The sequence below is a fragment of the Nostoc sp. NZL genome (assembly GCF_015714705.1).
Taxonomy (GTDB): Bacteria; Cyanobacteriota; Cyanobacteriia; order Cyanobacteriales; family Nostocaceae; genus Nostoc; species Nostoc foliaceum_A.
The window spans coordinates 1-22536 of the sequence record NZ_WBKL01000040.1 but is presented as its reverse complement, the minus strand read 5'-3'; the positions used below and the strand labels follow the sequence as shown (position 1 = coordinate 22536).

Here is a 22536-nt window from a genome sequence, read left to right as displayed (position 1 = left end):
ACTCCAAGGACAGCAAACAATATTATCAAGATTGGGCGATCAACTTCCGGGTGGTATCGGTGGCAAGCTGTCACGCTTTGCTGATTGGATGCATCTCGATAGAGTGCTTAATATCTTAATTTTTGCAGCCACAGTACACAATGCTTTGATGCTAAGTAATGACATTGGGCAAACTTTGTTAGGTGCAATTAATAACTTGCTTACTTTAATCGGACTAAAAAAAGAAGATGGATCTTCTTTTGATTTAGGTAGCGTTATATCCGGTAGTATTGAAAATTTAATTAAAGGTGCAATCGGAACCGATAATTATACTAATTTAAAAGAAGCCTGGGCTAAGGCTAATAGGATATATCAGGCAACCACCAATCTTCTTAATAGCTTTTTAAACTTATCCCAAACTATTCTACAAGCTTCAGAATTGATAGCAGCTTACACAGGGAAGATAGGAAATGCTTTAAAAAAAGGCGGAGTGATTTTAGAAAATGCTTATGGCTGGATGAACCCACAGCCTAAATTCAATCGCGTCACTCAGGCTTTAGAAAGTTTGCAAAACGGTGCAAGTACCATCCAAATGGTGACGCAAGCACCATTAGATGTGGTAAATGCCGTAACAGAATCAACAACAGCTGCAACCGAGTTTGTAAAAGCCGTAAAAGAAGATGATAAGCCTGCAAACAAAGCTACAGCTATTCCAGAACCTGACGAATTAAAAGCCAAGGAAGCTCAGTCTAAAACTGATTCTCAACCATTAGATTTTGATTTTTCAGACTTATTTGATGGGGAGGATTAAAGAATGTCCTTGCCAGAAGGTTTTGACAATATTGAACATCTCCAGAGAACTTGGAATCAAGAACATAATCGCCGGGTCGATAGATACTTTAAAGATGTTCAAGGTAATGGTGATTTATCCGGGGTAAGACCATCTTTAAAGCTAGCTTGCCGGGCTTTAGACAACGATAATATGTACGCCTCTTGGATGAGGTCAGACCTTTTTTACAACGTTATTGGCTACGGTAAAAAAAATCTAGCAGTTTTCTATGGGAATAGACTTGATGTAGCTCCTCCTGTTGCTGGACATCCACAATTATTTTTTGTTTTCTCTCAAGATGAATCTGCTTCCCCTCCTGAAGAGTCACCCATACAGCATGAAAAATCTGTAAGATTAATGAAATTTTCTTGTTCAACTGGAAACGCCAAACCAGCGATTACCAAGGCGAACATGACAGAAATTGCTAATGAAATTAAAACTAGTTTTTTATCAAGTAGTAGGGGAATAAGTTACACAGCAGGGAATAAATCAGCTAGTTATACTGACCCTGATAATGGATTTCCAAAAGGCAATTATTTGCTTGTCAATTCTCGGACTGACGGAGTAGAAATTTATCAAAAAATTTGTAACGTGATTGATGTACCCTTTCAAGCAGAGAGAGTGATCGTAAACGACCCTGACAAACCCAGTACGACAACGGCAACAGCTGGGAAAGTCACGATCTTAGGCAAACAGGTACAAAATCGGCGGTATAGACCTGTGGCGATTCTCAGATTCAGAAGTGCCTACATATCTTTAGGGAATCTTGTCCCACCAGTCTTTTTACTAGATACAACGCTTCAAAACCAGGGATTAGTCAAATATCCTTGATGTGCAATAGATGTCACGGGCGGACTGTGGCTGAAAATAAAGGTAAAAACCTATTAGGTTTCCATAGAAAATTCTAAGGATTTTAAAGGGCTAGAGTTGGTGAAAGCTGTAACAATTATCACCAGTAAAAAATTATGGGTTTTAGAGACCTGCAACGCTACGAGTCACAAAAGCCACGCTATGACAAATATAAAGCTTGGCTTGCACTCGATCCAGCCGCAAGACAAGCTGCTTATGCCACAGTCACCGACGAAACCAAACGTGTGAAAACAGAAAGAGAAACAGGCTATGTTTCTCCATTTGGCACTGCTGGGGCTACCAAGGTCTACCTACCTGCTCGATTAATCAAGAGCGGACAAACCGGGCAAGGAGCTGGGACGGCTGAGGTGCTACGTGGGCTGCTTGCCAGCTATACGACCACTGGCACTGAATTTGCGGCCTTAACCACGCCAATTTTGATTAACACGGCAAAGTTTAAGTTTGCCAAGCTAACGCTTACCGCTGTTGTACCTGGGACTACTCCAAAAAATAGTCGGATTATTGGTGCTTCCTACAAAAAACCGGATGTAGATTCTGTTACCTGTGCTTTTGGTCAAAATGCTGGTGGACAAGACTACGATGCGGCTGTTTTGGCTATCAAAGGTGAATCAGCTTACACTACCTTCTTGGCAGGAAACGACGGTAAAAACCGGGCTAAATTCACTCCTGAAGGCTAATGAGCAAGATAGCAGAACGCACTGGAATTATTTGGACTCCAAATGATCCGTTAGACCTGCTATCTGTCGATGTTGATGGTAACTGTTCCGAATCTGAATTTCAGGGAATGCTTGCCATCAACCAAGCGGGTAGAGACTGGCTAACCGGGAAAATTGATATTGTTGAATACCTCGATAAACTGGAGTATTACGGCATCCCTAATCCGTTTGAGATTTTAGATGAATTTGCTGACCACGTTGATTTTGTAATTTCTCACGGATAGCAAGAGTGTGAGAGTAGTTGAATTAAATAATAGTGATAACTGGCAAAGCATATACTCTATCAACGTTAATGCTGTCCAGGTTCCAATGCAGAATGGAAAATATTTAATTAATCCTATTCCTGAAATAGCAATACCATTCCTGCTCGATAAATTTATTCTTGCAGTTAGTGTAGAGACTGATGTCCCGGCAGATTCAATATGGAGATTTGCCGGATACATTAACCAAAAAATTAGCACTGGGCTTGTAGTTGGTGGCAGTCAAGATGCAACTACGGTTAAAGGTCAACCATTATTTTTAAGCCAAATCAACCTGATTCTTTTTGAAAAAATTTCTACATCTTACGCTGTCGGTATCAAGGTACCAAGGTGGTTTCCTCGTGCCTCTGTGACAGTGTGGGAGTACACAGGAGTAGATGATACATCCGAGGAAATATTGCTAAATCAAGAGTTCGGTAATATTAATTTTAAACTAGACCAGATACTCAACAATTGAAATGAAACTTGATGTTAAAACTTACTCAACAATAGCTGCTACAAACTCTTCCAGCCCCCCAGGTATAACACTAACTCTTGAAACTACAGGAGTATTTTTAGGGATTCTTGTTAGCGCTTCGGTTTTGGCAGGTGTAGCGGTCAACGTCATTAGTAAAATGAATCGAATTTCGTCTTCGATTTCTCAGATTGAGGAAGCTTTAAAAGTTTATGCCGGTAATGCTGAAAAAATCAGAGATTTAGATAAAAAATTTGATTTACACATCCAAGAATACATAAATCGGAAAGATGTTGTTCAGATGGTTCTTGGTCAGCTAGATCAAAAAATTAACCACAAATTCAAACGGCTTCTTTTCTACACACGCGATGTTCAGCAGTTTTTACAGCGCGATACTGCTTTTAAGATTCGCGAGTATGAAGAGACTACCCAGCAGGACGAATAACTCACTGGGGATTCACTCCATCAAAATCAAGCGCAGAGGATCTAAACGCACATACCAAGGAAAAGGCTGCTCTTTCATAGTCACCCATTTTTCTTTGAAGACTTCAGCTTGCAGATGGTAATCTTGAGAATTCTTGCCAGCCGAATGTAGTTTTAGAAACAACGTCATCCGGTGGGGCGTTTCACTTGTTCGTACTACCCAGCAGGGAAAAGTATTTTCCTGTGATGAGTCGTTGGTAAAAATGAATTGATGGGCACGAATGCCGACGTGGGATAATTCGCTCTTGATTGGTTCAATTACTTGAAGAGTACAACCCCAATCAATTGCTTCCACTTGTTGCGACGACTGGAGAATAAGGCGAGAGAAGTTTTTACATCCGGTAAGTTGGGCAACACTAACGGTAGTAGGATGCTGAAAAATATCATGTTTGCTGCCATAGTGAACAGCTCTACCATGCTCCAATACCAACAGATTCGGGCAAATCCGATAAGCTTCTTCCATATTATGGGTGACAAATAGAGTCACACCTTGATAGCCAGCTAGAGTTTCTGTCATTTGCTGTTCTAATTGGCTACGTAAATGGGTATCAAGTGCGGAAAATGGCTCATCCAAAAGTAACGCTTCCGGTTGACTTGCCAAAGCTCTTGCCAAGGCTACCCGTTGTTGTTGACCCCCTGAAAGTTGGTGCGGATAGCGATCGCCTAATCCCTGCAACTGCATCGCTATTAGTTGCTGTTCTACCTGCACCCGAATACTACCAGCAGATAATTTTTTGGGCAAGCCGAAAGCGATATTTTGCGCCACACTCATGTGGGGAAACAGGGCGTAATTCTGCACTAAAAAACCGATGCGGCGATCGCGGCTAGGTAGATTAATTCCTTGTTCAGAGTCAAACAAGACTCTACCATTTAAAACTATACGTCCAGAAGAGGGCGTTTCTATTCCCGCCAGGCATCGCAAAATCATGCTTTTACCTGCTCCAGAACCCCCTAACAATCCCAAAGGTTGCTCATCAGTATTGAAACCAACTTTTAAATGAAAGCTAGGAAGGATTTTTTCAATGTTGATAAATAATCCACCAGATTCAAAGCTAGAGTGCGGCGTGTAGAGAATTTCTCCCCCTGCCCCCTGCTCCCTGCTCCCTGCTCCCCTCCTCTTTTCCCTCCATTCTTGCCAGAAGTTGACTGCAATAATTCCAGATAAAGAAATCACCATAATTGCGATCGCCCAAAACCACGCTTCGTTCATTGCTCCCGCTTCCACAGCAAAATAAATCGCCATTGGGATTGTCTGCGTTTGTCCGGGAATGTTACCAGCCAGCATCAATGTCGCACCAAATTCTCCCAAAGCACGGGCAAAAGCGAGCATTGTGGCAGCTACAATGCCGGGTAGCGCTAAGGGGAAACTGATGCGCCAAAAGATTGTGGCTTCAGTTGCACCAAGGGTTCTAGCTACTCGCAGCAGATTACCATCTATTTGTTCAAACGCTCCTAGCGTAGTTTTATACATTAATGGGAAAGCAACTACAGTAGCTGCGATCGCAGCACCATACCAAGTAAAGACAATGGTGAAGTCAAAAGCCTGCATGAGTTTCCCTACAGGGCCATTTTTGCCAAAAAATAGCAGCAACAAGAAGCCTACAACGGTGGGGGGCAAAATCAGTGGCGCAATAAAGATACTCTCAATCAACGATTTACCTTTGCCACGATATCCCAGCATCCAGTAGGCAGCAGCGATACCCAAGAAGAAGGTGATAAATGTAGCAAGTAATGAAGTTTTGAGTGATATCCAAAGAGGCGATAAATCCAATGGCATAGTTGCGTGGGGAAGAGTTAGCTCAATTAATCCCTAATTTACCAACTTTAATCTCTAAAAGTTGGTAAAACTTGGTCAATTAGATTACGAACAATGAAGAAAATCTGAAAAACAGAATACTCATATTGGAGAAAGAATATGTTAAGACTCACGCAACTAGCAGATATATTTTCTGTTATGGGATAGCAAAGGCAAAGACTCCGCCCTGAAAATCCTCTACGAAAAAGATATGACATTTGCGTAAGTCCTAAGAAAAATAGCAAAAGGGATTATTTATGGCTGCTATCTACGGCACTTCTGGTAATGACAATTTAAACGGTACTGAATCCGCTGACATCTCCATTTTTGGTTATGCAGGCAACGATAGAATTTATGGCAAAGGCGGAGACGATATTATCGATGCTGGAGAAGGAGATGACTATGTTTATGGGGGCAACGGTAACGACACCATACTAGGGCGTGCAGGCAAAGATTATCTCTTCGGAGATAACGGCAACGATGTTATTTTTGGTGAAGCAGGCAATGACTTTATATGGGGTGGAGCAGGCACTGATAGTTTATTTGGTGGAACAGGCGATGATACTTACATCATCTCTGCGACGGGGGATACGGCTGACACCATTATTGAATATAGTAACCAGGGCACTGATACAGTTGCATCCTATACAAACTACACTCTCGGAGCAAATCTGGAGAATTTGACATTGTTGTATGCGGATACTGCTTACTATGGCTTCGGCAACAGCCTCAACAATAAGATTACAGGAAACGATTACTCAAACTATCTGAGTGGTTTTGGAGGAAACGATTACCTTGAAGGCAAAGGCGGGAACGATTATATCTTCGGTGGTGATGGTATTGACAACCTAATCGGTGGGGCTGGTAATGACTCTCTTTATGGTGGAATAGGTGGTGATGTCCTCTTTGGTGACGAAATCACTAATGGTAGCGGTACTCCCGCAGGCAATGATTACTTGAGTGGTCAAGATGGTAACGATCTGCTGTACGGCGGACGTGGAAATGACACAATGCTTGGTGGTGCAGGCAATGATTTCTTGAGTGGCTACGGCGGTGATAGTAGCGAAATTGACAGGTATACTGGCGGTGCTGGGGCGGATACATTTAGTCTTGGTTATAACGGATCTTTTACCAACATTGATTATTTGGGTAGTGGATATGCCATCATCACAGACTTCAAGCGATCGGAAGGTGACAAAATTAGGATTGGTGGTAGTATCAATGTTTACAGTCTTCAAAAAACCTCTAATTTCATCGGTACCGCAGCCTTAGATACCCTGATTTACAGAAATAGTGACCTAATTGCTGTTGTGCAAGATACTACAAACGTATCTACACTTTTAGATTTTATTGTTTAAAAGGTTTTCTTGCAAAAACAAAGGCACAACAATGTTATGCCTCTGTAGATTCTTTGTATTCAGTTAATAAAAAAATCTTGCACTTTGGCTACTTTCCGGGGTAAAAAGTTTGTAATTTCCTGACTCCATAGAGACGTGATGAATCGCGTCTCTACTTCCCACTCTTACCCAGCAATTTTAGGTTGTCGAATACTAATGACAGCAAGATAGTTTTTAATTAGTCCAGTTTCGTGCTGTAGGCACTAAAACCATAGGCAAAAGTTTCTTTTAAAGCATCTGATGGTTTAAGACTTCTGTTAATAGCATTAGCAAAGGGCACTGGAATTCCTTTAATGGTTTCCGGCAAAATTGCATATTCTTGCGTTGGTTCGACGATGTATTGTGGGCACTTAGTTTGGATGCCAGCAGTCGCTAACATTTCATTTATTTCAGTAGCAGAATATTGCTTGAGATAAACTGGATTTCTCACAAATGGATTCAGCCTTCTGATAAAATTGTGGATAATATGAGAAGGACAAGACTTATTGTGAAAGGAATGATTAAAAACAAAAATTCCACCAGGTTTTAGTACACGAGATATATCAGCTAACAAACTTCTTAATTGTGCATCTGCTATATGCATAAAAACGCAGTTAGAAATTACCAAATCTATAGAATTATCTTCTAAAGGCAATATTTCAGCAGAAGTGCAAATCAAGTTAAATTCAGCCTCTGGAAAAAAATTATATTCTTGTTTAACCTTAATTAACCGCCGCAACAAAGGTTCAGAAATATCAATTCCATAATATTTTTCACATCTCAGATTTTTCGCTTTCGAGAGATGCAAAGGTGCGCGACCATAACCAGAACCAATCTCTAGAATAGAGCCAACAGATTTATTCAATGGAAATTTGTTCCAAGTCCCTCCAGGTGTGCCAGTTAGCAGAGTGTAATCTTGTTTAATGGGCGATGTATCTGCAACTTTTTCAATTTTTTGGGAACCATAATATGTTTTACCAATTGCGTCCCATGTTTTTTTATGTTGAGTATTATTCAATTGTTCATAGTCACTAGGAAAATAAATGCCATCTCGTAATTCAAAGTCATTTAAACTGAATTTTGTATTTGCTAATTGAGTCATTAGGATTATTCCTCATGAATAGTCAAGTCTGTTTTCTGTTATACTCTTAACTCAGCATTAACCGCAAGGGATTTTTACTGAAGCGCTCCACTTGAGCCTTTCTTCAAAGTCTATAACTGTTTGCAATTCGATGGCATATAGTTCGTAGAGGCGCACAACTGTGCTACCAAAGCACGTATTGCATCCAAACGAAAACCGTTGTAATAGCAAGCCGTCATCTGATGAGAGCGGCAAGTTCGTATACATTAGTTGATAGACTGCAACAATCGGAGGCTGGGATGGTGGTAGAAGGGTCACAACAAAAACGGGTGGTGGTTGTAGGTGCAGGTTGGGCTGGTTTAGGAGCAACCTACCACTTGGCAAAACAAGGCTATGATGTGACACTTCTAGAAGCAGGTCCCTATCCCGGTGGATTAGTGGCAGGTTGGCAAACAGCCGCCGGAAAATCTGTTGAAGCTGGCATTCATGGCTTCTGGTATCCTTACAAAAACATTTTTTCCCTAATCAATGAATTAGGAATTAATCCTTTTACTACTTGGACTCGTTCTTCACAATATTCGCCAGCAGGTTTGGAAGTTGAATCACCAATTTTTCAAGACTTACCACGACTTCCCTCGCCACTAGGAACTTTTCTCTACACTCAGTTTAAGCGGCTGCCACTAATTGACCGTCTCAGTGCGTTGCCTTTACTTTATGCTGTTGTTGATTTTGACAATTCTGATGCAGCTTGGCGGCGCTATGACTTTGTAACTGCCCGTGAATTGTTCAAAGACTTTAACGTTTCTGCACGGCTTTACCGCGATGCTTTTGAACCAATGTTATTAGTGGGCTTGTTTGCCCCTGGCGAACAATGTTCAGCCGCAGCAACTTTAGGGATGCTTTACTTTTTTATTCTGGCTCATCAACCAGATTTTGATGTAGTTTGGTGTCGAGGAACTGTTGGAGAAAAGATATTTCGTCCTTGGGTGGAACGGATTGAAAAAGCTGGCGTGCGAGTACTGCCTAAGCGACGGGTTACAGACTTAATTGTTGATAGTAATCATCGAGCAAAGGGTGTGGTTTGTGGCGATGAAGTTTTTGATGCAGATGCAGTGATTTTTGCGGTTGGAATCACGGGTATGAAGAAAATTGTCTCAACTAGCCCTTGTTTACAAAGCCGTGAAGAATTCCGTAATTTAAGCAATTTAGGAGCAATTGATGTTTTGGCAACGCGGCTATGGTTTGACCGCAAAATTGATATTCCTCGTCCTTCTAATGCTTGTTTTGGATTCGACACAAGTACAGGTTGGACGTTTTTTGATTTGAATGCTCTACATGATGAATATCGGGATGAGCCAGGAACAGTTATAGAAGCTGATTTTTATCACGCAAATCAGTTTCTCAGTTTGAGTGATGAGGAGATTTTACCAATAGTTCAGGGTTATTTAGCAACTTGTGTACCGACGTTTCGGGAGGCAAAGATCATTGATAGCAGCGTAATTCGGCTGCCTCAAGCGGTGACTCACTTTGCACCTGGTAGTTATCGTTATATGTTGCCCGCTAAAACAAGTTTTGAGAATGTGTTTATGAGTGGGGATTGGATTGTGAACCTTCATGGTTCCTGGTCACAGGAAAAGGCTTATGTTACTGGTTTGGAGGCGGCGAATTTGGTGGTGTCTTATTTGGGAGAAGGTCAGCCATCTGAGATTTTAGCTGTAGAAGAGGATGAAGCGCATATCCAAGTGGCGCGATCGCTCAACCAAACTTTGCGTGACTTCGGCAAATCTATCCTACCTGACTTTTGGTTGCCTTAATCCGTAGGGACGCGAAGAGTTAGTCATTAATTGTAATCTAAATTCGGTAAGCTAAAGGAAGCTATTGCAATACCATCCTTAGAATGTAAATCAAATCACATAAGCTTATGGAGCCAGACTCTTTAGAAACCGAGGTGATTCTGACGCATCCGCGTGAGTCCCTCGGTAAAGTGCAACTTGATTGGACACCCCAACCCGGAAACTATCTCGATTTTGAAGGTAAAACCTACGCAGTTTTAGAACGCCGCCATCGATACCAACTTAGAGCAGGGCGCTACCGCTTGCATAATATTGCCATTTACGTGCAGTCGGCTAAACGACCATCCGAGAAAAGTTTGGTAGCAGGGCGTTGGGTAATTGGCGATGCTACCTGCTCCTACAATGCTCATTCAGAAATCATGCGCTGTGCAGTCAACCCAGATGGCCCTTGCGAATCTTGCCGCTTTTATGAAAAGTTAGAAGTTAACAGTTAGAAGTTAACAGTTATTCTCCCTTATCTCCCTCAACTCCCTCAACTATCTCAACTACCCGCACCAAAAACTTCTCCCACAGTTAAGCGGGTACCATTAACAAAATCCCATCCCGACTGGGGACGTTTACCAGCTAGCTGAACCTCTCGCAACAGCAACAAACCTTCCCCAGTTTGGACGATCGCCCCAATTCCTTTGGCAATGCTCACTACAACTCCCGGTTTATCTGATAAGTTTGACAAATCGGGTAATTTATATGCTATTTCTTGTAATTCTGGTGGTAGATCGCGTAGACGCGGAGCGGCTTGTCGCCAGACATCGCCTATAGAACCAAGGGGAGCAGAAGCGGTGATTTTAAACAGGTTGTTACGAAAGGTAGCGGTGCAGTTAGGGTAAAAGCCTCTGATTTGATTGTGTAGTTGGATAGCGCTTTTTGACCAATCCAAACCATAATCTTCTTTTTGAATCAGAGGTGCATAAGTAGCTGCTAAATTATCTTGGGGAATTGGTTGAATTTCCTGGCGTTCCAACTTCAACAGAGTTTCCACCAACAAATCCCCACCAATCGCAGCTAGTCTTTCAGCTAAATCTTGGGTATTATCCAGTAATCCAATGGGTGTAGTGGCTATTTGTAGCATTGGGCCGGTATCCATCCCCACATCCATCAACATGGTCGTGATCCCCGTTTCCTTCTCACCGTTGTACAAGCACCACTGAATGGGCGCTGCACCCCGATATTTCGGTAAAATCGAGCCATGCACATTAATGCAGCCCAACTTTGGCATATTCAATATTTTTGATGATAAAAGCTGTCCATAGGCAACAACAACAAACACATCTGCGTCTGATTGTTTGAGTTGGGCTAAAGTTTCAGTATCTTTTTTCACCCGTTCGGGTTGCCATACTGGTAAGTTGTGAGCAGTAGCGATCGCTTTTATGGGTGAAGGAGTAAGTTTATTTCCGCGTTCCCGGCGTTTATCTGGTTGGGTGACAACTGCCAACACCTCAAATTCTGAATGATTCAATAACTTTTCCAATGTGGGCACCGCAAACTGTGGTGTACCAAAGAATACTATTTTCATTAATAATTACTTGTTAATCGTTAGTCATTAGTTAATGGTAAATAATATCGGCTGTTTGGTGGTACAATATTTTCGTATTGGTGAAACCAAAGGCTGCTTGATTAACTTAATAGTTAAGTTAACAGGTGTAACAGGTACTATAAACTGCATTGCCTTTAGTTAACCTAATCGTTTAGTGGTGTCTCGTCACGAGCCACTAGAGCATCTACCGAGTAAATTTTGTTGTGTTCCTGCTGATTTGCCGAAAATTGGCGTTAAATACAGTTGGGTCTGTAAAAAACTATTGCGTCTTCTAGCTATTTCTGTAGTTGAGATTGCAGTTTATAACTTTGGGTTGCTGATAGCAGTGTTTTCTGAGTATGATGTATTATGCATCTGCTTTCCCAGCTTTTTACGTAACGCCTCACGTTTACCATTATGAGGGTTTGCCCTCTTATATTAGTGTGTAACTTGGCTTTTTTTCTGTGTACTAGCGATCGCTAGTACGATCCCCAACAGCCGAGTTATCTTACTCTTGGTTGGCAGCTTCATTAGCCCAAACTATACCTTGGATCTCCCTTAACTAGTACCTGTTTTTGGTGTGGTTGGGTATAGCAACAGCAGCCTTATACATCGTGTAGTAATTACTGAGTTCTCAGCATATTTACTATACTCGCATATTTTTGACAAAAAACATTCAGTACCTGAGTATGTAAAGGTGTAGACAATGATACTTAATTTTTGTAAAACTCTGCAAACTTTGAAGAAAATATCTAGTCATTGTTTTTAGTTTCTTGTTATACATATAATTACCGCCTGCCCCATTGCTGCATAGGTATTGCTTCTCACATAGCGATCGCCCCCTCTAGAGAGTCTACAAATGCTTAAACCCCTTTTGCTGTCAGGATGGTTCCGCGCGCAACCATTTCTCAATTACGTTGTCGTTGTGATACTGATCGCACCCTTACTAGGGGCATCGGGTCACTCGATCCCAGTGAGATCCGAAGTAGCTAAACTAACTTCCATAACTGGAGGCTCTGACTCTGTATCAAAGGAAATAGCTGTAGTTGGGGAACCTGAGATAGCTGAAATATTCACAACAGATCAAATCAACTCCTCAACAGAAGAATTTGATTCTGTGCCAACACAAAGTACTGCTGTCCAGGAACCGCAAGTATTACTAGCGGATAAAATTGAGCCTTTGGATCAAACAGATAGTTCTGTGTCAAACAGCGATTTAATTGTTCCTGATTCTTTGGCAGCAGTTGAACTCGCACCATTAACGGATGTTCCTGTCAGTCAGCTTAATTTAGTACGAAAACTCAAAGCTGCTAATATCAAGTCTTTGAAAGGTCAAGAAAATTCTCTTTTTAGAGAAAAGTCTTTTACTCGATCTTTGACAGCAACTCAAGTAGCACCAACTCTTAGAGAATCACAACCAACTACAACGACGGAAATACCAGTTACTGAACCACGTGATGAGTCCCAAGCAGAACAAATAGATCCTATAGGTAGTCCTCATCCTATTCCTTGGAAATGGATTACAGCGACTCAAGAAGCTATTGCTTCCAAGGGTGGTTCGGGAGTGCGTCACTACCGTAGCGTACCCGTGGTTTCTCCAGATGGTAAATATGCTATTTATAGCCGGGTGCAACTAGAGGTAAAACCCGAAATGTACAACAGCAGCGTCACCAGCGTTCTGTTTGTCCAAGATATGCAAAGCAAGAAGTTGTGGGTGATGGCTTCAACTACTCCTGTTAGCGATCCTTTATTAAAGGTAAAGGCTGTAAAAGCGGCATCATCAGAAGAAACTGATACGAGTGGTAAAATTGGGGTATTAGTTCCAGTTAGCTGGTCAGAAAAAGGCGATCGCTTCTTAGCACGTAAGTTTGAAGGTATATTTAACACAGGCGATTCCACAGATAGTGCAGTTATTTGGGATCGGCAAAAAAATCACGCTAACACAGTTGCTCCTGCTAATGAGGAAGATGAGCATGAAAAAATTGCAGTATTGTTAGGTTGGAGTAAAAGGCAACCGAATCATGTGCTATTTCGTGCGGGTGAATTGGGCGACGAAAACTGGCCACTAATGCAAGTTGCTAATGATGGCAAGACTGTACCTACAACAGACGAAGATCAGCCGATTACTTTTGGTAAAAAGGTTACAGAAATTTGGGCAGGCCCACAAATGGCCTACCGATAGTTTATTAAAAATCTTATATACTCCCGTTGTGGTCACTGGCGACAACGGGATTTTTTTATGTGATAAATATTTTTCGTTCTGAATCGTGCGTAGTTTCCCGCCGTAGGCATTGCTTCTAGGCTTTTGATAAGTCTAAAATAATGGACTAGAAAATAGTTCTCTCCGTACTCAATTTATGAAGCGTATCGGAGAATTCACCTACAACTAACAACTGAATATCCGTTTAGAGATTGAAGCAGCGTTATACTTGGCATCCACTATGGACTGGAATGCTAATAATTCTGTTGTGAAGTTAGTAACTAAAACTTATGAAAATAGAGCGAAACTGACGAAAACAGCAATGCTAAATTAAAAATATTTAAAATAAAAACTACAGAGGCTTATCACCTCTTTCCCACTCAGGTATAGCACCCTTCACCCGGCGGATGGGCAAATTAGCAATTAAAGCTGTCGTTCGTTGGTTGCTTTCTAAGGAGAACTCCAAGCCCTCCGTCTCAATTTCGACATAGCGACAGACTACATCTAGGATTTCTTTCCGCATTTTTTCCAACGTTTGAGGATCTAAGTCAGCGCGATCATGAGCAATCACCAATTGCAGGCGACGTTTAACTTGAGTTCGACTGCTATCAGGACCGCGAGAAAAAAGTCGTTCTAGAAGTTCAATCATTACGAATAGGTCTGGGGCGGAGACTGGAAAAGTAAGTTAAACAATCTTTGTCCACAACAACCTTCGTAGACGGGCGAAGATGCTGTCTTGGGACGAGTCGATCTCCAGAAATTCGACACTTTCCCCTTCTAATCTACGAGCAATGTTCTCAAAGGCTGTGGCAGCTAAAGAGGGATTTTCCGCTAACACTAAGGGTTCGCCGCGATTGGTAGATACAATAACACGCTCGTCGTCAGGGATTACCCCGATCAGGGGAATGGCGAGAAGTTCCTGAACATCTTGCACTGACATCATATCATTTGCCTGCACCATTGCGGGTCTGATGCGGTTAATTATTAAATGAACACGCTTGATACCTTGTGCTTCTAGTAACCCCACTACCCGGTCAGCGTCACGAACTGAGGAAATTTCTGGTGTGCTGACAACTAGTGCTTCTTTTGCCGGGCCGATCGCATTTTTAAAGCCATTTTCAATGCCGGCGGGGCTATCGATGATCACATACTGATATTTTTGCGCCAGTGCATTCACCAATAACTTCATCTGTTCAGGCGTGACTGCATCTTTGGAGCGATTTTGGGCTGCCGGCAGGAGGACGAGATTGGGTTGGCGCTTATCTTTCACCAAAGCTTGTTCTAAACGGCACTCTCTGGCTAAAACTTCCACCGCAGTATAGACGATGCGGTTTTCTAGCCCTAGCAGCAAATCCAAATTTCTCAGACCAAAATCCGCATCAACCAAGGCAACTTGACGCCCCATTTTGGCTAAAGCCATGCCCAGATTTGCTGAAACTGTGGTTTTACCCACTCCTCCTTTGCCGGAGGTAATCACAATAATGCGAGTCATGATAGAAATACGGTCAATAAGGGTTCAGAAAATATAAAACAGTAAATTGCAGTATAAAGTATGAAGTATCGTATCAAGTATGAAGAAATATCTGTTCTCCCTAATGAGGGCGAGGCATTAATATTTGTTTTATTTCATCCTTATCTACTTCATCCTTTAAGTAAATATTTATGGCTCTTGATTGCTCTTGGTGAATTGGTTTCTGGAAAAATCAGTAGCCCTAGCGATGCGAATTCCTTGGGGCGTAATATGTGCCACCTCTGGAGAAAACTGCATTGGCGGTTTTTCTGGTGCCCTAGCTACAGCATCTGCGATCCGCAATTGGGTTGGTTCCATTTGCAAGGCCATAATCAGACACTCACGATTGCCTCCAGCACCAGCATGAGCAATTCCACGTAGGCGGCCCCAGATGATAATATCTCCATCTGCAATTACAATACCACCTGGATTTAAATCTCCCAAGAGAATTACTGTACCAGGATGACGAATTTCTACTCCAGAGCGGACTGTCATTTCTAAATAGAGGGCATCTGCTTGGGGTATGGCTGTAGCCGTTGGCTCTGAACTCAGGGAACTTACTGGCTGTAATTGTTCTACAGAATACCCAGATGTTACGGCTGCGATCGCAGTTTGCCGACGACTAGTCGAGACAGATATGAGCCGGAGTTGGACTTCACTCAAAGCCTCGGCGAGTTCTTGGAGTTGTCTAGCATCTACTAGGCGGTCTTGTGCCATTAGATGCACAGGAGTATTAGATATCCGAAAGCGATCGCCTGCATTCAAACGCTGTCTTATTTGTTGCCAAATATCAGACCAACTGAGTTCTGAGGCAGATAGTTGAGATTCCGGGGGCAAAATTAATAAAAGTCGTCCCTCCTTACTTTTTAACTGGACTTGAGTATTGTCATTTACGCGATGCCCTGGTAATGCTGACTCATTAGGATTTGAATCAGTAAGGATAAAATCTGATGCCGTATCAGTATTTGACTCTACATCAGGGTTAGCAGGATTTGACTTTACATCCTCAAGGACAGTATTTGATTTTAAATAAAGGAGGACAGATTTTAACTCCGCATCCGGGAGGATAGAATCTGACTCTACATCAGAAATAGTAGGATTTACCTCTACCTCGGAATGGATAGAGTTTGGTTCTGCATTAGGAAGTGCAGAATTTGACTTTAGATTGGGAATCGCAGAATCAGAAGTCATGCAGTACTAGCCAAAAGACAAGGGACACTCCGAATAATTACCAATATTAGATCAGTGTCAGGTAAGAAAGTGCGGAGATTGGAGGCAGGAGGCAGGAGGCAGGGGGCAGGAGGCAGTAGACAGGAGGAGTTACAGCGCTTTATCAAGTAATTGAATTACATCAGTTCCTACTTTCCATTCACCGTCTCAGTCGTGGTCTAAATACCTGAAAACTGCTGTAATAAAAAAGGCTTTTTATCTGGCTTGCAGACCAAAATACTGTACCTCACTAACTTGCAATCCGCTGTAGTTCGGAATTATTTTTATTTTCACTAAACACTCTAGACTGTTTTGGTCAACCTCTGATGAATTGTCCCCAACGCATCAGCATCGCCGACGTTACCTGGAAACAGCACCACAGGCAAATCGGGAAACTGGGGATGATCGGATGGCGTTAACACCATTGAACAACCAGCTAAAATTTGACCGAGTAAGCGGGCTGAAGTTAAAGCTAGTCCAGTACTCAAGACATCGTTTGAGGTAATACCACCTTTGCTGATTAAGAATCCTATATCAGATGGTAAACCCCGCACAATATCCATCAATAAACTTGAAACTTTTGCCCCAAATTCCAATCGGGTGTTGACATCTTTAAAACTCAGTTCCTGACGGCTAGTATAAACCACTGGTGTTTTGCCAGCCTCATGTACCGCCCGTGTATTTTCCTGAATTTCAGTTAGCAGTGCCGCAGATTGATTTGCCCCATCATCAAGTAATCGCGCTACATTTACTTCAATTCCCACTGTTCCTTCTACTCGTAACAGCGCCTCTAATTGCTGAGTAGTCTTTTTCACATGGGAACCAACAATTACCGCACCTGGTTTGCCTTTTCGCACGTACTGCGCCATGTTTTCGGCGGCAATGGGTTGCGGTGGTAAAGCGGCTAAAGACGTTAAAATACTTGCTGCACTGCGAAACAGAAAGCGTTTCCCTTGACTTGCTGCTGCTAATATGTCTATTGCAAAGCGGTTGAGATCATCTTGAGTTTCACCATCTACAACAGCGCACTTATTACCATTAAGTTGTAACAAGCGTTCCAAACTACCAGCGCGAATATCCGCTAAGAGAAACCTTTCTACAGCTTCGGCACTAATTCGTCCTTGAGTCTTTTCTTCGACATACTTGGGTAAGTAACTGTGATGGTAGCTGAAGACTGAATCACGGGCAAACTCAGTTTCATGCACTGGGGTGGGTACACCACCAATAATCAAGTAATGAACACTGTCACGAGTGATGCGTCCACCCTCAAAAAAAGCTGGTACAAGAAAATGAGCATCAAAAGGGCCGAGTTCTTGTGCGATCGCATCAGTTTCAATGGGATAATGTCCCCGCAAAGTAGAATCAGAACGGCTGACAATCAGAAAATCGTCGATTCCTTCAGCATTTAAAGCGATTTTCAGGTTCTGGCAAACTTCTTTGGTGATAGATGCAGCTGACTCTGGCGTTAGCGATCTAGTATTAGTCAGCACAAAGAAAATCGGCGAATCATCCTGCAACCCGCTGCGTAGAGTGTCTACATCCCAGTGCATTAGCAGCAAGCAGCTGTGGACTGTTTGAGAACCTGTAGGGTCATCATCCAAGACAATTATTTTGGGTTTGTTGCTCATTTAAGTCAACGGGGCGATTGTTTTTTGAAAAAGTCATCAGCAAAGAAAAACTCTACTCAGCCTTTGTGCAATTTTCTGATTTCTGCTTGTACATCGATCGCAATTTGCAATGATTGATTTAGCAGTTGAGCATATTCGCCTGCTTGACTACTAACTTGTAAAGCTTGCAGACTGGCTAAATTATTCACAAATAACTCTTGGTTATTAGCAAGCAATTTTTTATTATCTCGCAAAATTCGTTCCGTTTTCAAAGCGCGGACTAAATCTTCTCTAATCAGTTGCAGGGCGGCGGTTACTTGATCTCGGTCATGGAAACTGCTTTCTACGTTTCCTGATGCTGCCAATTGGTCATTAATATCTATGGCGCTGATCAAGTCATGATATTTATCAACTTCATCTAAAAGTATTGTCAGTCCTTCGGGACAGGTCAACTGCCGCCACAGCCATCGCCCCACTAATATCGGCATTGGCACTAAAATTAGTAAGAGAATTCCTAGTCGAATTGAAGAACCAATTGTCGGCAGAATAATAAACGCATAAACAAAACCAACAATTATTGGCGTTAGCGCCAGCGTCACCAGCATTTCATTAATCAAAAACCCTAATCGCTTCTTGCTATCTCGCAAAACAGAGGGTCGAAAAACGTCTTCTGGATCGAACCCAGTTAAACGTCTTAGTTCCCCCTTACTAATTTCCAAACCTATTAAGTCCGGCTGCACGGCTGGATAACTCCTATGGAAGCCCAAGTTGCGTATTTATTTTAATCGGGTTTGGTAGAGAAGCAATGGGTGGTTACGTATAGTTATGATAAAAAGCAGACTGTGCAACATGACTAAATAAAGCTAAAAAGTATTTGCACTTATTTCCTGCTCTATTTGGATACAATACAGTACTTATGTAGGCGATCGCGTTTAAGCGCACATCAAGTTGAGTATTTAATGATCATATTTGCCAAATCGCACCACTTCTACTCAGGAAACCAGTTTTCATCTAAAATTTGTTCTAGAGATCCAATAAGTACAACAGGAAATGTATCAATGGGAAGTTGAGAGCGATCGCTTGCTTCTGTCCTTGCGTCTTGATAACACTCATCAAATATTTCTAAAATGTAAGGTTTTAAGCTAGGGCTATCTTTAAGAGCTTTTTTAATTTCTCTGCGAAAAGTCCTGATTTCCCCTTTCCAATGTCCTTGATTACGTTCTCGTTCCTCATCCCAACACTTAAATTTTAGTAGATGTTCAAGAAGCTTAATTAATAAACTTTCAATTGTTCGCTTCTCCCTTCTTCCCATCGTTTCTAATTCTTCTAACAAATTATCTAAATCCACAGATGAAAACTGACCAGCGCGAAGCTGGTTGATCGTTGTCCTGATCCAAAGGTAATAATCTTGCTCGTATAAAGTCTGAGTTTTTGGTAGTATTTGTCTCACCATACACTTATTAAACTCCTATTATTTATAGCGGCTCTCGTTTAGGTGAGGTACACCCGTAGGGGCAGGGCAGTGCCCATTGGTGTCAACTTAACGTGAAAGTCAGCCTAGAAGCAGCTTTTAGATATTGTCTCGTTCCCAGTCTCCGACCGGGAATGCCGTCCTAGAGACTCCGCCTCTCTTGCTGGCGGCAGAGCCACCAAGAGCAGCATTTCCAGCCCAGAGGCTGGAAACGAGATTTGAAAAGGCTTTTAGCTTAAGTTGACACCAATGGGCAGTGCCGTGCCCCTACACCTCGTGATGTAATGTTGTACCGCATCTGAATGGGAACCGCCATATATTAGACACTGTATGTTTTATACACCAATTGTTTTTCGGGTTTTCAATACCCAGAATTGCCTTTAATCTCTGACCAGAATATAAATACCCCCTGTGACACCATCATAATAAAGAAAGTTTAGTTTTTGGGATTGATTATATAAGCGACTCGTCTGTTAATTTTTCTCACATTACCTTGATTCGCAGTTATATTTAACCAAATCTGCATTTGAGATAGTCTGACATTCAGGCATTCCGACAGAAATTTTATATCTTTCGGTTGCTGTAAATGATTAAGGCTGTAGCCAAGTATTTCGTCATCGAGAACAAGGAATAAACGCAATCGCTGCTGGAGTAATTCTTCAATAGCTTCCCATTATCCAGGGCGAAAGTTAGCTGTTGAATTATCAAGCGCTTGACGCAAAAGCAATAATCTCTGTTTTTGAAAGTAAGTTGCCATATATACCAAGTATTTAGTTGGTATTTCTGTTGTAACATCAAAGACAAGCAAAACTTAGTTGTATTCAGGACTCACACCACTTCTTTGTGAGGCTGCACCAAATTTGTGGGAATCTTCAAGATTTGGGTCGTAGCCTTGGGCTGCTAACGCTACATACTCAGTATCCATCATGCCGAGGTTATGAATTTCAGTTAAGGTGCAATACCGCAAATATTCCTTAAGTCTAAATTAAAGCTTACTGAAAGAATGAGGTTTTAATTTACCAATTCATTCAGAATATATGAAATCCCATTCATCAAGCTCCAAATTCTCAGTCCTATAAATTGATTATTACTGAGGGGAAAAATGGCTAAAACTAAAGCAACAGACATTCTGTCATTAATTGAAGCAGAACATCGCCAAGTTGAGAAACTTTTTGCAGAAGTAGAAAAAGCTAAGGGCGCAAAATTGGTTGAGCAATTCAATCAAATCTATATAGCATTGAGCTTACATGCAAGAACTGAAGAATTAGTCTTCTACCCAGCTTTGCGAGAATATGAAGAAACTGAACAATATGTTGAAGAAGCTGAAGAAGAACATGAAGAAGTTTCAGTGATTTTAGAAGAGATTAAGGCACTTAAGCCTACTGACTCTGAGTTTAAAGAAAAAATGAGTGAATTAAAGGAAACACTTGCTCATCATGTAGAAGAAGAAGAAAGCGAAATTTTTAATGCTGTGCGCGAATGTATGGATGAGCAAGAGCTAACTGAATTGGGTCAAGAGTTTCAGGAAGCTAAAGCTAAATTGATGCCAGATATAGAAGCTGCATTAGCAATGTAATAATGCAACTTTCTTTAATAGATTGCATAAAAAATTAACCATGATTTGCACATAATTAGTGCATTTAAATCACCAAACTATTCCTTTATTCAGAGAGTAGGAACATGACTGCTACAAATGGTAAGCGCAAAATTCGTTACGCCGTTGTTGGTTTAGGTTGGTTTGCCCAAGAAGCTGCCTTACCTTCGTTTGCCCACGCCGAAAACTCAGAATTAGTGGCACTGGTTTCAGATGACCCCACTAAAAACGAAGAACTGAGCAAAAAGTATGGTATAGAGCATACTTACTCCTACGAAGAGTATGAGGACTGTCTGGCAAGCGGTGAGGTTGATGCAGTTTATATTGCGCTGCCCAATCACTTGCATTGCGACTACGCTGTACGGGCTGCTAATCAGGCAATTCATGTATTATGTGAAAAGCCAATGGCAACGACTGAACAAGAATGTGAGGCAATGATTAAAGCAGCCAATGACAATAATGTGAAGCTGATGATTGCCTACCGTTTACATTTAGAAGAAGCCAATTTGCAAGCAGTCGAAATTGTGCGTTCAAAGCAAATTGGTGAAGCACGGATTTTTACCTCGGTTTTTACTCAGCAAGTGGAAGAAGGCAATATTCGTTTACGAGATGTTACAGGTGGTGGGACGCTCTATGATATTGGCATCTACTGCATTAATGCTGCACGTTATCTATTTCAAGATGAACCAATTGAAGTATTTGCTATAGCTGCCAATAAGGGAGAACAACGCTTCAGTGAAGTGGAAGAAATGGCTAGCGTCATCTTGCGTTTCCCCAATGAGCGATTGGCAACATTTACCTGTAGCTTTGGAGCGGCAAATGTTTCAACCTATCAGATTGTAGGTACTCAAGGCGATTTACAAGTAAAACCTGCATATTCTTGGCAGGGAGAACTGAAGCATTACTTGACAATTAATGGTGAAACCCAAGAGCGTACCTTTGAGGAGCACGATCAACTAGCAGCTGAATTTATCTACTTCTCTGATTGTATTCTCGAAGATAAAGACCCAGAGCCATCTGGGACGGAAGGGTTGATTGATGTTTCTATCATTCAAGCACTTTACCAATCAATTGAGACGGGTAAACCTGTGCAGATCCAAACTCGCGATCACTATCAACGTCCCACATCGGCTCAAACTATTGAGCGTCCTCCTGTTGAAGAGAAACCAGACCTAATTCACGCTGCTGCACCTTCTGGACAGTCGTAAGATAGATTGAAGTATTCTTGACCAAATAAGGGGATATCAAATAATAAATTATCCATTAATCGTAGAGTGTGTTAGACAAAACGTCTAACGCACCGCGACAATTCAAGATGATGAATTACGAGAGAATTGGATAGGGTTCTCATTATTTGAACCACATCTGTCGTAATTTATGTACAACTGCTGAGAACTATTGAGGGAATATATCCACTCACAGGGGATGAAATTGGGGAGCATCTCACCTTTGCAAAAATATCAGGTAGTAAGCTGACCATTGAGATAAGCAGATCGAAGTTGTAGCATCCGAGGTACGTTTTCTAATTTCCACTGTGCGCCGGAAATTTTTAAACGTTTACCAATCTGTTTCACAGCTGATTCCACAGCGCCAGAACCAATAGAACATAAACCTTCAGTAGAAAAATACTCGTAGTTAACTATTCGTCCTGAATGCTTTTTAAGATAGCTGATAAAATTTTGTGCAGGCTTTTTTTTCAAATCAACAAATAGTGCGATCGCTAAATCTAGCTGACC

The 22536-nt window shown here is 41.7% G+C and carries 22 protein-coding genes and 1 pseudogene; 13 read left to right on the top strand and 10 right to left on the bottom strand.

Features of this window, described 5'->3' with window-relative positions; translation table 11 throughout:
• From F8R90_RS05745 to F8R90_RS05720, 6 genes are all read left to right on the top strand, one after another.
• The coding region (locus F8R90_RS05745; RefSeq protein ID WP_196509954.1) for a hypothetical protein at positions 1-790 on the top strand (790 nt) is incomplete at its 5' end.
• A 3-nt stretch (positions 791-793) separates the two neighbouring features.
• Complete coding sequence (locus F8R90_RS05740) at positions 794-1639, top strand: hypothetical protein (protein WP_196509953.1); 846 nt, start codon at positions 794-796, stop codon at positions 1637-1639.
• Between the two features lie 134 nt (positions 1640-1773).
• Positions 1774-2355 carry a hypothetical protein gene (locus F8R90_RS05735; protein ID WP_196509952.1) on the top strand — a complete coding sequence of 194 codons (582 nt, stop codon included), beginning with the start codon at positions 1774-1776 and terminating at the stop codon, positions 2353-2355.
• On the top strand, positions 2355-2618 hold the full coding sequence (locus F8R90_RS05730) for a hypothetical protein (RefSeq protein WP_196509951.1): 264 nt from the start codon (positions 2355-2357) through the stop codon (positions 2616-2618). Before F8R90_RS05735 ends, F8R90_RS05730 begins: the two co-directional genes overlap by 1 nt.
• An 85-nt stretch (positions 2619-2703) precedes the next feature.
• On the top strand, positions 2704-3111 hold the full coding sequence (locus tag F8R90_RS05725) for a hypothetical protein (RefSeq protein WP_196509950.1): 408 nt from the start codon (positions 2704-2706) through the stop codon (positions 3109-3111).
• Position 3112: 1 nt separating this feature from the next.
• Entirely contained in the window at positions 3113-3553 is a 441-nt protein-coding gene (locus tag F8R90_RS05720; RefSeq protein WP_196509949.1) for a hypothetical protein, read from the top strand.
• Positions 3554-3565: 12 nt separating this feature from the next.
• Here the strand turns inward: F8R90_RS05720 and modB are convergent, their stop codons facing one another.
• On the bottom strand, positions 3566-5368 hold the full coding sequence (gene modB / locus F8R90_RS05715) for a molybdate ABC transporter permease subunit (protein WP_196509948.1): 1803 nt from the start codon (positions 5366-5368) through the stop codon (positions 3566-3568).
• A gap of 275 nt (positions 5369-5643) precedes the next feature.
• Between modB and F8R90_RS05710 the strand changes: the two genes are divergently transcribed.
• Complete coding sequence (locus F8R90_RS05710; protein WP_196509947.1) at positions 5644-6744, top strand: calcium-binding protein; 1101 nt, start codon at positions 5644-5646, stop codon at positions 6742-6744.
• A 217-nt stretch (positions 6745-6961) separates the two neighbouring features.
• Here the strand turns inward: F8R90_RS05710 and F8R90_RS05705 are convergent, their stop codons facing one another.
• Positions 6962-7864 (bottom strand): class I SAM-dependent methyltransferase, encoded by a 903-nt coding sequence (locus F8R90_RS05705; RefSeq protein ID WP_196509946.1) that lies wholly within the window; start codon positions 7862-7864, stop codon positions 6962-6964.
• A gap of 281 nt (positions 7865-8145) precedes the next feature.
• Between F8R90_RS05705 and F8R90_RS05700 the strand changes: the two genes are divergently transcribed.
• Positions 8146-9657, top strand: coding sequence for a hydroxysqualene dehydroxylase (locus F8R90_RS05700; RefSeq protein ID WP_196509955.1), 1512 nt, complete (start codon positions 8146-8148; stop codon positions 9655-9657).
• 107 nt (positions 9658-9764) lie between these two features.
• Complete coding sequence (locus F8R90_RS05695) at positions 9765-10130, top strand: DUF6464 family protein (protein ID WP_196509945.1); 366 nt, start codon at positions 9765-9767, stop codon at positions 10128-10130.
• A gap of 47 nt (positions 10131-10177) precedes the next feature.
• Here F8R90_RS05695 and fmt read toward each other — a convergent pair whose 3' ends face one another.
• Positions 10178-11209, bottom strand: coding sequence for a methionyl-tRNA formyltransferase (fmt, locus tag F8R90_RS05690; protein ID WP_196509944.1), 1032 nt, complete (start codon positions 11207-11209; stop codon positions 10178-10180).
• Positions 11210-11387: 178 nt separating this feature from the next.
• On the opposite strand from fmt, the gene F8R90_RS05685 reads away from it, so the two are divergent.
• Entirely contained in the window at positions 11388-11630 is a 243-nt protein-coding gene (locus F8R90_RS05685; protein ID WP_196509943.1) for a hypothetical protein, read from the top strand.
• A gap of 438 nt (positions 11631-12068) precedes the next feature.
• The gene (locus F8R90_RS05680) at positions 12069-13391 is read left to right on the top strand and encodes a hypothetical protein (RefSeq protein WP_196509942.1); all 1323 of its coding nucleotides are present in this window, start codon (positions 12069-12071) and stop codon (positions 13389-13391) included.
• 370 nt (positions 13392-13761) lie between these two features.
• Here the strand turns inward: F8R90_RS05680 and minE are convergent, their stop codons facing one another.
• From minE to F8R90_RS05650, 6 genes are all read right to left on the bottom strand, one after another.
• Entirely contained in the window at positions 13762-14058 is a 297-nt protein-coding gene (minE, locus tag F8R90_RS05675; RefSeq protein WP_190899806.1) for a cell division topological specificity factor MinE, read from the bottom strand.
• A 36-nt stretch (positions 14059-14094) separates the two neighbouring features.
• The gene (gene minD / locus F8R90_RS05670; RefSeq protein ID WP_012410009.1) at positions 14095-14901 is read right to left on the bottom strand and encodes a septum site-determining protein MinD; all 807 of its coding nucleotides are present in this window, start codon (positions 14899-14901) and stop codon (positions 14095-14097) included.
• A 168-nt stretch (positions 14902-15069) separates the two neighbouring features.
• Positions 15070-16110 carry a septum site-determining protein MinC gene (minC, locus tag F8R90_RS05665; protein WP_196509941.1) on the bottom strand — a complete coding sequence of 347 codons (1041 nt, stop codon included), beginning with the start codon at positions 16108-16110 and terminating at the stop codon, positions 15070-15072.
• Between the two features lie 320 nt (positions 16111-16430).
• The gene (locus F8R90_RS05660; RefSeq protein ID WP_196509940.1) at positions 16431-17756 is read right to left on the bottom strand and encodes a four-carbon acid sugar kinase family protein; all 1326 of its coding nucleotides are present in this window, start codon (positions 17754-17756) and stop codon (positions 16431-16433) included.
• A 56-nt stretch (positions 17757-17812) separates the two neighbouring features.
• Positions 17813-18475: a hypothetical protein gene (locus F8R90_RS05655; RefSeq protein ID WP_190899800.1), complete on the bottom strand. Its 663-nt coding sequence runs from the start codon at positions 18473-18475 to the stop codon at positions 17813-17815.
• Between the two features lie 248 nt (positions 18476-18723).
• A complete protein-coding gene (locus tag F8R90_RS05650; protein ID WP_196509939.1) occupies positions 18724-19188 on the bottom strand; it encodes a DUF29 domain-containing protein in 465 nt (154 codons plus the stop codon).
• A 1120-nt stretch (positions 19189-20308) separates the two neighbouring features.
• Here F8R90_RS05650 and F8R90_RS05640 point away from each other — a divergent pair.
• Together F8R90_RS05640 and F8R90_RS05635 are read left to right on the top strand one after the other, a co-directional pair.
• A complete protein-coding gene (locus F8R90_RS05640; RefSeq protein WP_196509937.1) occupies positions 20309-20782 on the top strand; it encodes a hemerythrin domain-containing protein in 474 nt (157 codons plus the stop codon).
• 104 nt (positions 20783-20886) lie between these two features.
• Complete coding sequence (locus F8R90_RS05635; protein ID WP_196509936.1) at positions 20887-22008, top strand: Gfo/Idh/MocA family protein; 1122 nt, start codon at positions 20887-20889, stop codon at positions 22006-22008.
• A gap of 252 nt (positions 22009-22260) precedes the next feature.
• Here F8R90_RS05635 and F8R90_RS05630 read toward each other — a convergent pair.
• Positions 22261-22536: pseudogene (locus F8R90_RS05630) on the bottom strand (ISKra4 family transposase); the annotation flags it as partial.